Source organism: Rothia mucilaginosa, assembly GCF_964211445.1.
GTDB lineage: Bacteria > Actinomycetota > Actinomycetes > Actinomycetales > Micrococcaceae > Rothia > Rothia mucilaginosa_E.
The window spans coordinates 1-13,673 of record NZ_CAXOQT010000040.1 but is presented as its reverse complement, the minus strand read 5'-3'; the positions used below and the strand labels follow the sequence as shown (position 1 = coordinate 13,673).

The 13,673-nt window shown below is 60.2% G+C and carries 10 protein-coding genes and 1 tRNA gene; 8 read left to right on the top strand and 3 right to left on the bottom strand.

The window, feature by feature from the left end:
• Positions 1-328: 328 nt before the first annotated feature.
• The 6 genes from AB8E48_RS08495 (at position 329) to AB8E48_RS08470 (ending at position 6,178) form a co-directional block, all read left to right on the top strand.
• Positions 329-403, top strand: a tRNA-Pro gene (locus AB8E48_RS08495).
• A 106-nt stretch (positions 404-509) separates the two neighbouring features.
• Entirely contained in the window at positions 510-1,811 is a 1,302-nt protein-coding gene (gene tig, locus AB8E48_RS08490; RefSeq protein ID WP_368886426.1) for a trigger factor, read from the top strand.
• Between the two features lie 341 nt (positions 1,812-2,152).
• Entirely contained in the window at positions 2,153-2,806 is a 654-nt protein-coding gene (locus tag AB8E48_RS08485) for an ATP-dependent Clp protease proteolytic subunit (protein WP_005505718.1), read from the top strand.
• Between the two features lie 5 nt (positions 2,807-2,811).
• A complete protein-coding gene (locus tag AB8E48_RS08480) occupies positions 2,812-3,501 on the top strand; it encodes an ATP-dependent Clp protease proteolytic subunit (RefSeq protein ID WP_012903382.1) in 690 nt (229 codons plus the stop codon).
• 481 nt (positions 3,502-3,982) lie between these two features.
• A complete protein-coding gene (gene clpX, locus AB8E48_RS08475; RefSeq protein WP_368886425.1) occupies positions 3,983-5,350 on the top strand; it encodes an ATP-dependent Clp protease ATP-binding subunit ClpX in 1,368 nt (455 codons plus the stop codon).
• A gap of 186 nt (positions 5,351-5,536) precedes the next feature.
• The gene (locus AB8E48_RS08470) at positions 5,537-6,178 is read left to right on the top strand and encodes a DsbA family oxidoreductase (protein ID WP_294627318.1); all 642 of its coding nucleotides are present in this window, start codon (positions 5,537-5,539) and stop codon (positions 6,176-6,178) included.
• A gap of 140 nt (positions 6,179-6,318) precedes the next feature.
• Here AB8E48_RS08470 and AB8E48_RS08465 read toward each other — a convergent pair whose 3' ends face one another.
• The 3 genes from AB8E48_RS08465 to valS form a co-directional block, all read right to left on the bottom strand.
• A complete protein-coding gene (locus tag AB8E48_RS08465; protein ID WP_368886424.1) occupies positions 6,319-7,875 on the bottom strand; it encodes an LssY C-terminal domain-containing protein in 1,557 nt (518 codons plus the stop codon).
• Positions 7,876-8,137: 262 nt separating this feature from the next.
• Positions 8,138-8,344: a hypothetical protein gene (locus AB8E48_RS08460; protein ID WP_314657608.1), complete on the bottom strand. Its 207-nt coding sequence runs from the start codon at positions 8,342-8,344 to the stop codon at positions 8,138-8,140.
• A gap of 754 nt (positions 8,345-9,098) precedes the next feature.
• Positions 9,099-11,831, bottom strand: coding sequence for a valine--tRNA ligase (gene valS, locus AB8E48_RS08455; RefSeq protein WP_368867344.1), 2,733 nt, complete (start codon positions 11,829-11,831; stop codon positions 9,099-9,101).
• Between the two features lie 536 nt (positions 11,832-12,367).
• Here valS and AB8E48_RS08450 point away from each other — a divergent pair.
• Together AB8E48_RS08450 and AB8E48_RS08445 are read left to right on the top strand one after the other, a co-directional pair.
• Positions 12,368-12,682, top strand: a complete 315-nt coding sequence (locus AB8E48_RS08450) for a penicillin-binding protein (protein WP_296546439.1) — start codon at positions 12,368-12,370, stop codon at positions 12,680-12,682.
• Between the two features lie 126 nt (positions 12,683-12,808).
• Complete coding sequence (locus AB8E48_RS08445; RefSeq protein ID WP_368886423.1) at positions 12,809-13,609, top strand: SDR family oxidoreductase; 801 nt, start codon at positions 12,809-12,811, stop codon at positions 13,607-13,609.
• The last annotated feature ends 64 nt before the right edge of the window (positions 13,610-13,673 follow it).

Below are 13,673 nucleotides of genomic sequence, written 5' to 3'. Positions count from 1 at the left end.
GAATCGAACCCGCGTAATCAGTTTGGAAGACTGAGGCTTTACCATTAAGCTACATCCCCGAAAATGGAACTTGACCATAGTAGCTAGGTTCCGTCTGCGCTGTCAAACTCTTTGGTGCGTTGGCGCGGTTTTGCGTGGTGGTTTTTGCATGTTCTTGCGGGGGCTCGCCTCCGCTTTTTGTACGGGTCTGTGCATCCTTATGGGGCGAGTACGCGCACAGTGGAAATAAACCGTGCACGAGCCGCTGTGTTGGGCATTTAGCGGGAAAACAGGTAAACTAGGGCACTGACTGTGTTAAACACGCAAGTGCACAACACGGTCGGTTTCACGGGGCGTGGCGTAGCTTGGCTAACGCGCCTGCTTTGGGAGCAGGAGATCGCAGGTTCGAATCCTGTCGCCCCGACGTGAAACGGTTGCCGCGACGCACGTTGTTGTGGCGCTCTTTCCACTAAGCAACCGCGGCACGCACGATCTGTGCCGCACCGAAACTATATGAGGAGATCACGGACGTGAAGACCGCCGTCGAGAAGCTCAACCCGACCCTCGCAAAGATTGAGGTCGAGGTTCCCTTCGCAGAATTCAAGCCCTACCTGGACCGCACCTACAAGAACCTCGCAGGCCAGATCAGCGTTCCCGGCTTCCGCAAGGGTAAGCTGCCCAAGCAGCTCATCGAGCAGCGTGCGGGCTTCGACTACATCGTCGAGGCATCCCTGAACGACGCTCTGAACGACTACTACGCACAGGCACTGGGCGAGAACGAACTCTCCCCCCTGGCACAGCCCGAGCTGGACGTTCAGTCCCAGCCCTCCACCGAGAACCGTGAGGCAGACGTCAAGCTGACCATCACCGTCACCGTCCGCCCCGAAATCGAGCTGCCCAACTACGAGGGTCTCGAGGTTGAGGTTGACGAGGTAGAGGTCACCGCTGAGGACGAGGTTCAGGCACTGGACGCTCTGCGTGAGCGCTTCGGCACCCTGAAGACCGTTGAGCGCCCCGCAGCTGACAAGGACTTCGTGACCATCGACATCGCAGCTGAGATCGACGGTGAGCAGGTTGACGCAGCAAACGACCTGTCCTACCAGATCGGTTCCGGCACCATGCTCGACGGCATCGACGAGGCTCTGACCGGCCTGTCCGCTGGCGAGGACGCAACCTTCGAGACCAAGCTCTCCGGTGGCGAGCACGCAGGCGAGCAGGCTGTCATCAAGGTCAAGCTGACCGCAGTCAAGGAGCGCGAGCTGCCCGCAGCTGACGACGAGTTCGCACAGCTGGCTTCCGAGTTCGACACCATCGACGAGCTGAAGGAAGACATCAAGAAGCAGGTTGCTGAGGCTAAGGTTGCCGAGCAGGGCACCCAGGCACGCGACAAGGTCCTCGCAAAGCTCGTTGAGCTGGTTGAGGTTCCCGTCCCCGAGAAGGTTATCGAGGATCAGCTCGAGCAGCACTTCAACAACCCCAACGCTGAAGCTGGCCACGACACCGAGGAGCACCGCGCCGAGGTTCGCGCCAACACCGAGACCGCATTCAAGAACGAGATGGTTCTCGACGCTGTTGCGGACAAGGAAGAAGTGACCGTTGACCAGGCTGAGATGATTAACTACATCATCACCATGAGCTCCCAGTACGGCATGGATCCCAACCAGTTCGCACAGATGCTGGACGGCTCCGGCCAGGCTGGCGCACTGGTCGGCGAGGTTCGCCGCTCCAAGGCTCTGGCCGCAGTGCTGAAGACCGCAGTGGTCAAGGACACCAAGGGCAACGTTGTTGACCTGTCCAAGTACCTGGGTGAGGGCGAAGAGGCAGCTGCCTAAATCCCCGCCACGGTCCGCAAGAAGCCGCCCCGCTAATAGGGTGAGCTGATTGCTTGAAACGTGTAGCCTCAGCGGGCATCCACCGAGTTACCGGTTGGGTGCCCGCTGAGGCTCTTTTAATCCCCAGAATCACCCCCGATTTGTTCCCGAACGCGTATGCAGGCTCGTCAGTACCGCACATGCTGAGCGCTGTGCTTCACCCCCTGGCGAACGAACAACGCGAAGGGAAGCGGGGGAGGGCAACTATCGGTAAGGTAGTAGCAACGAAACTTTTCGCGTGCGCTCCGGCGCGTAAATCGCGCAAAGATGCAGCGAAGACCCATTAGAGAAGAAGAGGAAGAATGTCCAGCTACATGCCTCTGCCCATCGGCGCCTCCCAGGCAGCCGGCGTGGCGCCCGCGCCGTCTATGGCAACCCCCATCGTTGGTGCCCAGGAAGATTACGTCTACAATAGCCTCCTGAAGGAGCGCATTATCTGGCTCGGCTCCGAGGTGCGCGACTCCAACGCTAACCTCATCTGCTCCCAGATGCTGCTGCTCTCGGCTGAAGACCCCGAGGCAGACATCTACCTGTACATCAACTCGCCCGGCGGCTCCGTGACCGCTGGTATGGCTATCTACGACACCATGCAGCTCATCCCGAACGACGTGGTGACCGTGGTGACCGGTATGGCAGCATCCATGGGTCAGTTCCTGCTCACCGCAGGCACCATCGGCAAGCGCTACGCAACCCCGAACGCCCGCATCCTCATGCACCAGCCCCTCGGTGGCATTGGCGGTACCGCATCGGATATCCGCACCCAGGCTGAGCTGATTCTGGATATGAAGAAGCGCCTGGCAGAGATTACCGCTGAGCGCACCGGTAAGAGCCTGGAAACCATCCTGAAGGATAACGACCGCGACAACTGGTTCAACGCGGAAGAAGGCCTGGAGTACGGCTTCTTCGACCACATTGCCACCACCGCCGGTAAGCTGCCCGAATCGAAGAACGCATAAGGGAGATGCACATGAACTACCTGCCGAACGATATCACCACCTCGGCGCCGGCTATGCCGAGCAACCGCTACGTGCTCCCCAGCTTCGAGGAGCGCACCCCCTACGGTTACAAGCGTCAGGACCCGTACGCCAAGCTGTTTGAGGACCGCATCATCTTCCTGGGCACCCAGGTGGACGACGCATCCGCTGACGACATCATGGCTCAGCTGCTGGTTCTGGAGGCGCAGGACCCCGAGCGTGACATCACCCTGTACATCAACTCGCCCGGCGGCTCTTTCACCGCGATGACCGCTATCTACGACACGATGCAGTTCATTCGCCCCGAGATTCAGACCGTGTGCCTGGGTCAGGCGGCATCCGCTGCGGCGGTTCTGCTGGCTGCCGGTACCCCCGGCAAGCGTCTGGCACTGCCGAACGCTCGCGTGCTGATTCACCAGCCCGCTCTGAGCGGCCAGCAGGGCGGTCAGGCTTCTGACATTGAGATTCACGCGAACGAGGTTATGCGTATGCGTGAGTGGACTGCACAGACCCTGGCACTGCACTCGGGCAAGACCTATGAGGAAGTTGACCGCTCCATCGAGCGTGACAACATTCTGACTGCGGCTGCTGCCCTGGAGTACGGCCTGGTCGACAAGGTGCTGGAGTCGCGTAAGCTGCGTAAGCCTGCGACCAACACCGCTATTTCCCACACCTAAACTTTAGTTTTGAGGAATACCCCCGAGCATTTTTCGGGGGAGGGGCGGCATCGCTCCGTGTGCGAGCCTTCGGGCTGGTGCGCGGTGCGGTGCCGTCCCTTTTTGTGCTTTGCCGCTCCTTTTTGCCCTTGTCGGGTGGGGCGGCGAACCAAGCTGATATATGGCGTTGACTTGCGCTTTCTTTGTGGTTTCTTGCGGCGCGTTGCCGTCATATGCCGACGTGAAAGCGCCCGCCGCCGTCATAAAAGACGCGCTTTGTCATATGCCCGGTAAGTCCGTCCATTTGCGGTGCGTAATTCTTGGTTCCGGGGTGAACTCCGGTAGCCTTAGAGAAGGAGAAAATTCGAGTATTTCATACCGTTTTCTCGCTCAAACCAGGGCGCCCACCACCCGCCGGTGCCCCTCCTGAGAAATCACCGCAGACACCAGGTCACTGACCCTTCTGCGCCGATTTCACCACGCCGATCGAAAGGGAATCTTCGTGGCCACAGACATCATTGTGCCTCCCGAACAGCCCAACGCCAGCATGCGATGCTCCTTCTGCAAGAAGACTCGCGCGCAGGTTTTCAAGATTGTGCTCGGCCCGAACGTTTCCATCTGCGACGAATGCGTGGAGCTGTGCGAAGAGATCCTCGCTGAAGAGCGTCTGAAAGTGAAGGCCCCCGCGGCTGCGCCCGCGCCTCAGCTGGCTACTCCGCGCGAAATTTACAGCTACCTCAACGACTACGTCATCGGTCAGGACGCGGCGAAGCGCACCCTGGCGGTGGCGGTGTACAACCACTACAAGCGCATCCACGATATTGATAACCCGGTGTTGACCTCCCGCATTCTTTCGGCGACCGCGGGGGAGCAGGTGGAGCTGGGCAAGTCGAATATTCTGATGCTCGGCCCGACCGGCTGCGGTAAAACCTACCTGGCGGCAACCCTGGCGAAGAAGCTGGATGTGCCCTTCGCCCTGGTCGACGCAACCACTCTCACCGAGGCGGGCTACGTGGGTGATGACGTGGAGAACATTCTGCTGCGCCTCATCAACGTCGCTGACGGCGATATTGCTAAGGCTCAGCGCGGCATCATCTACATTGACGAGATTGACAAGATTGCCCGTAAGGGCGGCGAGAACCTCTCCATCACCCGTGACGTGTCCGGTGAGGGCGTGCAACAGGCGCTGCTGAAGATTATTGAGGGCACCGTGGCGACCGTACCCCCGGAGGGCGGCCGCAAGCACCCGGCGCACGCAAACATTGAGATTGATACCTCCAATATTCTCTTCATCGTGGCTGGCGCCTTCGATAATATTGACGACCGCATCGCAGCCCGCGTGGGTGCCGGCGGCATCGGTTTCGGCGCTGAACTGGGCGGCTCCGTGAAGAACCCGCTGGACCAGATTATGCCCGAGGACCTGGCGCACTACGGCATCATCCCCGAGCTGATTGGCCGCCTGCCGGTCATCTCGACCCTGAGCGAGCTCAACGAAGAAGAGCTAGCTCGCGTGCTGACCGAGCCGAAGAACGCGCTGCTCAAGCAGTACCGTCACCTCTTTGCCCTGGACGGCGTGGAACTCATCATCGACGACGCAGCAGTCGCGGCTATTGCTCGCCTCGCCGCCGAGCGCGGTACCGGTGCTCGCGGCCTGCGCTCCATGATGGAGCAGATTCTGCAGCCGATTATGTTCGACATCCCGGACCGCACCGACGTGGTGTCTATCGTCATCGGTGAGGACACCGTGCTCAACGGCGCGGAACCCCGCTATGTGCTACAGGCGCCCGACCCCGAAGCCGAGACCACCCGCACCGTGAAGGGGGAGGCGAAGGCCACCTCCCTGAAGGACGCGGACCGTCAGGCTGCATAACCGAATACTTCCAGCCGACAGGCTAGGGAATAAAGAAGCCGTCGCCCCGGTTATACGGGGTGACGGCTCACTAGCAGGTACCGCTCGCTGGCATGTGCTGAAGGGTGTGTGCTGAAGAGCGTGTACCGAAGAATAAGCGCCGGCTCATAGAAGCGGCTGGCGCAACCGTATGAGAGAGGAACACTCATGGCTGAGAACGCACCCGCACAGGTTGATTTCTGGTTTGACCCGATCTGCCCCTGGTGCTGGATTACCTCCCGCTGGATCGGTGAGGTGCAGAAGGTCCGCAACGTTGAGGTGACCTGGCGCCCCTTCTCCCTGTCCATGCACAACCAGGGCCGCGAGCTGCCCGCCGACTACCAGGCGATGATGGACCAGTCCTGGGCGCCGACCCGCCTCATCACCGCCGTGCGCGAGCTGCACGGTAACGAGGTTATCAAGCCCCTCTACGACGCTCTGGGCGAGCAGATTCACCACAACAGCAACAAGGCTGATTCCTACCGCGACGCGATCGTCAAGGCGCTGGCTGAGGTCAACCTGCCCGCAGAGCTGGTGGATGTCGCCTTCACCGACCAGTACGATGAGCAGATGCGCGCATCCCTGGACCTCGCCCTGGAGACCGTGGGTGGCACCGATGTGGGTGTTCCGCTGATTTCGATTAACGGCACCGCGTTCTTCGGCCCGGTTATCTCCCCGAGCCCCGCCGGTGAAGAAGCAGGTAAGCTCTTCGACGGCGCGCTGGCGCTGGCTTCCTACCCCGGCTTCTTTGAGCTGAAGCGCCCCCGTAACGTGGGCCCGATTTTCCACGGTGAGGACGGCGAAGCCTAAGATTCCTGCAACGTGCTGAGATTCCTGCAGTGCGCTGAGGCTCGGTAGAGTCTGCGGCTGCAGAGCATAGAAGTACCGCCCGGTCATGCATTGACCGGGCGGTATTTTTCTATTCACTATGTCGCGCTGAGGGCTTGTAGCTACGCTTGGTGGCTACGGCTCGCAGCGGTAGCTTTGCGTGCCTTCTGTGCTTTCTTCGCCTTGCGCTGTGCCCTGTGTTCCAGAACCTTCGGGTGCGTTGCCCGCTGCACAATCTTCGTATCGCGCATATGGAAGGTGCGGGTCGCCGTGTACTGAACCGCAGCGTCCGAGGTGAACGCCAGCATCGCAAACACTGCAACACCCAGCTGGAAGAAAATCGTGGACAGCGGCAGGGACTGGTGCCCCCACAGCACGCCGCCGGTAATCGCCGCGAAGTTCAGCGCCGTCAACAGCAGAGCCAGTCGGCGTGCCTTCGAAGAGCCGCGCAGTGTGCTCCACAGCAAGAACAGGTGCACCGCCGAATAGATCGCCACAAAACCAACCAGCACCGTACCGGTAATGGTCAGCAACACGGAGCTATCCACCTGGTCGAAGAGATTCAGCAACTCAAGATCGTTGCCGGAGCCTTCCTCCAGCAGCTTGGCGCGAAGCGCCGGGCGGCTGAGCGCCAAAATGACGCTGTTGACAATATCGGCGAGGGTCACGGCGATGAGCATGCCCGAACCAACCAGCAGGCTGAGCGGCATGCGGTACGCCAGGTCGTGAGCGCTGGAGAGGTGAATTTCTTCCTGCTCCTGCGGCTCCAGGCCCTCATTGTTCAGGACGATGACCGGGAGCGCGCCGTCCGTTCGGATCGCGTCGCCGCCGCCGTTACGGGCGTGGTAACCGGAGGAGAAATCGTGCAGAATCTCAACGTGGGTTTCCGGGTGAGCGTACTGAATGGACTCCACAATATAGTCGCGTTCAAAGTCGGTTTCAGCGTCAATGCGGTGCGTGACCTGCAGAGTGAAGAAGCTGAAACCCACACCGGAGTCGTAGGTGCCCGCCGCCAGCCAATCCACCTGGTGACCGCCCGGCAGTAGCCAGCCGTCCGGGGTTTTCCAGAAGCGCACGTGGTGGCGTTTCTCGGGGTTGCCGTCCACTTCCTTCTGGTAGGCGAAAGCCTGGGTCTTGCCGAAAATTTTCAGCGGGGAGACCGGCGCCTCCGTGTAGGAGCGGCGGGTGATGGTGGAAAGAATAATCTTCCACGAGGAGACGAGCGTGACGTCGTCCGCGCGGGTCCAGCCGGCGTCCTGCATGACCTGGTGAATCTGCTCCTCGGTACCAATCAGACCGATATTGACCGGGTCGCCGAGCAGACCATCCGGGGTGCGGGTGCGCCCAATGAAGTAGTCGGGCACGTAGATGCGGGTCATAATGGCGTGAAAACGCGGTAGCGTCAGGTACGCGGTGACCGCCCAGAAGATAATCGCAATGGGGAAACCCCACCATGAGTGGCCGACCGTATTCGCCAGAATCATGAAGGTAAGCACCAGGGCGGCTACGCCTGCAAAGATGAAGAAAACGGTATCCCAGAAACCAACCCAGAAGCTACGCGGCACGAGATCTTGCGCCTCACCACGCGTATCAATATCGCCACGGTAGACCGGTGGCGAGGTGACTGGGGGAGCAACATCGCTACGTATAGGCCGTAGGACGCGTTTTTGGTGGGACATTCCCGCCCTTTCTGCAACATAGTTAGGCTCTTTGAATATCACATAACTATAGCAAGGGGCGGGTTGCCAGATGCGTCCGTTCCGGGCAGGGCTTAATCGCTTGGTTCGATACGCCCCGCCACGGATTCGCGGGATGGTTCAACGCGCGGAGCGTGTGCTGAAAATGCGTTGAATAACGGGAGAAATGAACAACAGAAGAAACAGGGGGAGTGCTAGCCCTATTCGTACCTTCCCAAAGTAGACATGTACTGTGCGGGGAGTCCTACTCGGGGAGGGGCTTAGCCTCAACCGCGGCACGTGCCGCAGCAATAGTGCTTTCGTGATGCAGCATGTCGCGGCTCTCACGCATGAGGCGCACCCACTTGCGGGTCAGTTCCTCAAGCTGCTGAGCGGTCAGCAGGCCGGAGGCAATACTCGCCTCATCGGCGGCAGCACTGGTGGAAATGTGCTGATGCCACAGCTCGTACACCTCGTTGGTGTAGCTGGCACGCAGCGCCTGGGCGTGCTCACGTGCCTGGCTGATGTATTCGTTCAGGCTCGTGTGATAGTGCTGAAGCTGGTCGGGAGAGATGTTTGCTTGCGCTCCTGACGGTGAGCTAACTGAGCTCTGCCTCGCATGAGGCTCTTGCGGTAATCCGGAAGATGAAGAATGTGAATTCATGGGGTAATACGGGTGCGCCTACTTTGGCGCGGGTCAGAGTCAGGATGCATCACTGCGCCTGACGGGGGTGGTTTACTGTCGTGCGGTTGGTCGGGGTATGTCTTTGCTCGTACCGGTGATTTGTTCGTTGCTGAAGTTGAATAGAGGGTTGTTCCTGATGGTAAAACCCTCACATCAACAATCATACATAAAGTGACAGTCAATCTCATAAGGTTGATTATGCTCTTTGCACATTGATGAATAGAAAAAGGGGTTGGAAATCCCACGAAATACCCACAGAACAGCAGACTAAAACCCACATTATTGGGGGAGGAGGTTGTGAAGGTTCTCCCGGATGGGCGCGGGCACCCGCAGCTGCTGAATGTGTAAAGCCTCTAGTCAGAGTTGTAAAAGTACCCTGCAAAGCACCGTGTGCAGTCGAGTAGCATGCTCTCCAAATACATTGCCCACAGAAACCAACGAACCGCAGACACAGAAAACGGGGCGGTACCGTCAATCGGTACCGCCCCGTCCTCAACACCAACTCGGTGTTATGTCACTAAGCGATGAACGTTAGATTCGATTACTCAGCTGCTTCTTCCACAACGAGTACAACGTCGCGAACCTCCAGCTCGCCCTCAGCTGCCACCAGGGACAGCTCACGAGCGTTACCGGCAGCCTTCAGGTCAGCCAGGCCAGCGGCAATGCGATCCAGCTGAGCCTGAGGAGCCGCAATAGTAGCGGACTCAACCTCGGTGCGCTGCTTAACCTTCGCGTCGCTCTTAGCCTTACGCAGGCCGCCCAGAGCCTCAGCAACATCCGGCAGAATCTGCTTCAGCGACTCAATCTGAGCCGGGTCAGCGTCCGCCAGGACCCACTGGGCCGAAATGCCGGCGGTCGGGTTCTGTGCAGAGTACTCAGCCAGCAGGGTGCCCTCCAGGATGGGCAGTGCCTGCGGCCACTCGGCGCGGTGCACGCTACCTGCACGCCACCAGGACCAAATCTCTTCGGTCACGAAGGGCAGGAAGGGAGCGAACAGGCGCAGCAGAGCATCCAAGGTGGTTGCCAGCGCGGCAAGAACGGAAGCCTGCTCCTCCTCACCGCGAGCACCGTACGCACGGTCCTTAATCAGCTCGACGAAGTCGTCGGTGAAGGACCAGAAGAAGCTCTCGCAAATCTGCAGGGCACGAGCGTACTCGTACTTCTCGAACGCAGCGGTTGCCTCTTCAATCAGGTACGCCAGGCGAGCCAGCAGGGAGCGGTCCAGGGCATTGATGAGCACGCGGCCCTGAGCCTGAGAAGTAATCACGGACTTCTCGGTAGCGCCCAGGTTCAGCACGAACTTGGATGCGTTCAGCAGCTTGATCGCCAGACGGCGACCAATCTTCATCTGGCCTTCGTCGTAGGCGGTGTCAGCACCCAGGCGAGCCGAAGCAGCCCAGTAGCGCACAGCGTCCGAACCGTACTTCTCCAGAACCTCGTTGGGGACCACAACGTTGCCCTTGGACTTGGACATCTTCTTGCGGTCCGGGTCGAGAATCCAGCCGGAGAGCGCGGTGTTGTACCACGGCACGGAGGATGCCAGGGTCTCCGCGCGAACAGCGGTGGAGAACAGCCAGGTGCGGATAATGTCGTGACCCTGCGGGCGCAGATCCATGGGGAAGGTCTTCGCGTGCAGGTCCGGGTCCACGCCCCAACCGGTCGCAATCTGCGGGGTCAGGGAGGAGGTAGCCCAGGTGTCCAGAACGTCCGGGTCGGCGATGAAGCCGCCCGCTACGCCGCGCTGATCCTCGGTGTAACCGGGAGCAGCCTGAGATGCCGGGTCAACCGGCAGCATGTCCTCAGAAGGCAGGATCGGGTTCTCGTAGTCCGGCTCGCCTTCAGCGTCCAGCGGGTACCAGACGGGGAAGGGAACGCCGAAGAAACGCTGGCGAGAAATCAGCCAGTCGCCGTTCAGGCCCTCAACCCAGTTCTCGTAGCGGCTACGCATGAAGGAGGGGTACCAGTTCATCTCACGGCCGCGCTCGATGAGCTTCTCGCGGCGTGCAGCGTCACGGCCACCGTTGCGGATGTACCACTGGCGGGAAGCAACGATTTCGAGGGGCTTGTCGCCCTTCTCGTAGAACTTCACGGGGTGGGTAATCGGCTTGGGGTCGCCGTCCATTTCGCCAGCCTCAACCAGCATTTCCACGACGGTCTTCTGTGCGGTGAAGACGGTGGTGCCTGCCATGCGCTCGTAGCGCTCGCGGCCCTCAGCGGAGGTGATCCACTCGGGGATTTCGCGGGAGAAGCGGCCGTCGCGACCGATGAGGGCGCGGGTGTCCAGCTGCAGTTCACGCCACCAGGTGACGTCGGTGGTGTCACCGAAGGTACAGATCATGGCGATACCGGCACCCTTGTCGGGCTGTGCCAGCGGGTGCGCCTTGATTTCGACCTCAACGCCGAACAGCGGGGAGGTGACGGTAGTGCCGAACAGCGGCTTGTAACGCTCGTCGTCCGGGTGCGCCACGAGAGCCACACAGGAGGGCAGCAGCTCGGGGCGGGTGGTCTCAATCCAGACCTTCTCGCCGTTGGGGCGGTGGAAGCTGATGCGGTGGTACGCGCCGGGGCGTTCCTTGTCTTCCAGCTCAGCCTGTGCCACTGCGGTACGGAAGGTGACGTCCCACATGGTCGGTGCTTCAGCCATGTAGGCGTTGCCTGCTTCCAGGTCCTTCAGGAAGGCGAGCTGGGAGACCTTGCGGGAGTGCGCGTCGATGGTGCGGTAGGTGCGCGACCAGTCAACGGACAGACCCAGGGTGGTGAAGAGGTTTTCGAAGACCTTCTCGTCTTCAACCGCGAGCTCTTCACAGAGTTCAATGAAGTTGTTGCGGGAGATGCGCGGCCACTTTGCCTGGCTGCGGTCGGGCTTGGGGGTGCCGTCTGCCTTCCAGGTGATCAGGTCACGGAAGGAGTCGTTGTCTGCCACGGAGGGGTCGCAGAGAACGCCGTAGTAGTTCTGAACGCGGCGTTCGGTGGGCAGGCCGTTGTCATCCCAGCCGAGGGGGTAGAACACGTTCTTTCCGGTCATGCGCTGGTAGCGTGCAATGACGTCGGTCTGGGTGTAGGAGAACATGTGACCCACGTGCAGGGAGCCGGATGCGGTCGGCGGCGGGGTGTCAATGGAGTAGACCTGTTCGCGAGTGGTGTTCTCGTCGAATGCGTAGGTCTTCTCGTCGGCCCAGCGCTGCGAGAGCTTCTCTTCGAGGCCTTCGAGGGCAGGGCGGTCGGGAACGTTAATCTGTACGGGCGAGTCTGAGCCCAAAATGTTTTCAGCCATAACGGCTATTTTCTCATATTCACGGCATTCTCTCAGCTCCAGGGGAATTCTGGCCTGCACTTGCCTGTTCGTACTGGTCGATGGCGGCTTCTAGACGTGTCAGGAGGGGCTTGTACCGGCGTACAAATTGTGCCCTGCGTACTGCGGCGCGGACCCCGCTGGAGGTGGTGAGCTCCTGCCAGCTGGCGGGGTCGAGGTAGCTCTGCCCGAGCAGCAGGTGCATCTCGGAAGTGTAGGGGGTTCCAGCGGCGGCACGGATGCTGCGCGCCCGCTGCTGGAGGGCACGGCGCTGCTCTTTAAGAGAGGTGATGCGCTGGTGCGGTGTTGCTGTCATGTGGAGGTTCCCTATATGAGGAGTAATCGGCGATTCAGCGGCAAACTCGGCGGAAAGGCAATGGGGGAGATGACCCCTCATATCCTGTTTCGGTTACCTGCAGTGTAGGCGTGAAAATCTTGCCTATCAACAGCCCGCGAATCCTTCTCAGCGACGCGGGTGCGGCGTAGACTGAAAGTACACGACCTTTGAGGAGCTGCCAATGAGTTCTCTGAGTATTTTTGGTTTGGGTACGCCTGAAACTGTTCTGCTGATACTGCACCTGGTGCTGGTGGCGTTGTGCGTCTGGCATTTGACGGTGCGTAGCGGTTACGGTGAGGCACGCATGCGTTTCGTACTGCCCCTGATAGTGTTCATGCCTGGCGCTGCGGTTCTTTATCTGCTGTCTGCGCGTGAGGGTACGGTCCCTCCGGACACGATTAAGACCGGTAGTAGCTCGCCCGTGTATTTTGAGCATCGTCTCGGATTCCGTGACGGGGGTAGGAGCCGTTGGGGCCTGCCGCGCCGCCGCAAGTAGTAGCCTGACGGGGGGCCGGGTGGTTGTGGCGTCGGCACCTATCTCACTATCGAAAATTTCAAAATATATGCCCGCGAGTCTGCTCGAACAGAGCACCCGCGGGCATCACTCTACTAGGATTAAAGTATGACTGAGAACACCCACATTCCTGCATCTCCTTTCCTGCCTCATACCGGTGACGGCAAAGTGGCCGTGGTGACCGGTGCATCCAGCGGTATTGGTCGCGCTACTGTTCAGCAGCTGGTGGCGAGCGGTTGGACCGTCTACGCTCTGGCGCGTCGCACCGACCGCCTCTACACCCTCTACGCGGAGACCGGCGCTCACCCGGTGACCTGCGACGTGACCGATGAGCACTCCGTCCGCTTTGTTGCCGAGCAGATTCTGGAAGAGCAGGGCACCATTGACGCCCTGGTCAATATTGCCGGCGGCGCTATCGGCGTGGACAAGGTCGCCGACGGTAAGACCGCCGATTATCTGAAGATGTACCAGATGAACGTGCTCGGTATTCTGCACATGGTGCGCGCCTTCGCGGAGGCTCTGCGCATGAACGGTCACGGCACGATCCTGAACCTGACTTCCACCGCCGCCGAGCACGGCTACGAGGGCGGCGCCGGATACAACGCGGCGAAGTTCGGCGCTCGCGGCCTGACCGAGGCGCTCCGTCTGGAAGAGGCAGAGAATAATATTCGCGTGATTGAGATTTGCCCGGGCATGGTGCACACCGAGGAGTTCTCCCTGAACCGTCTGGGTTCTAAGGAAGCTGCAGAGCGCGTCTACGCGGGCGTTGAGAAGCCGCTAACCGCCGAGGATGTAGCGCAGACCGTGACCTTTGCGTTGAACGTTCCGCACCACGTGAACCTTGATCGCATTACGATTCGCCCGGTGGCTCAGCCGAGCCAGTTCAAGGTGATTCGCCAGGAGAGCTAAGCTCGTGGCGCGCCATGACGCTTGAGCCTCAATGAGGCTTTGGTAGCCCCGCCTGCATCCGCGT

What these genes read in the sequence shown, in the direction of transcription:
- AB8E48_RS08485 (WP_005505718.1), top strand. Translation starts at nt 2,153, where the DNA reads ATGTCCAGCTACATGCCTCTGCCCATCGGCGCCTCCCAGGCAGCCGGC.
- AB8E48_RS08480 (WP_012903382.1), top strand. Translation starts at nt 2,812, where the DNA reads ATGCACATGAACTACCTGCCGAACGATATCACCACCTCGGCGCCGGCT.
- AB8E48_RS08470 (WP_294627318.1), top strand. Translation starts at nt 5,537, where the DNA reads ATGGCTGAGAACGCACCCGCACAGGTTGATTTCTGGTTTGACCCGATC.
- AB8E48_RS08465 (WP_368886424.1), bottom strand. Translation starts at nt 7,875, where the DNA reads ATGTCCCACCAAAAACGCGTCCTACGGCCTATACGTAGCGATGTTGCT.
- valS (WP_368867344.1), bottom strand. Translation starts at nt 11,831, where the DNA reads ATGGCTGAAAACATTTTGGGCTCAGACTCGCCCGTACAGATTAACGTT.
- AB8E48_RS08450 (WP_296546439.1), top strand. Translation starts at nt 12,368, where the DNA reads ATGAGTTCTCTGAGTATTTTTGGTTTGGGTACGCCTGAAACTGTTCTG.
- AB8E48_RS08445 (WP_368886423.1), top strand. Translation starts at nt 12,809, where the DNA reads ATGACTGAGAACACCCACATTCCTGCATCTCCTTTCCTGCCTCATACC.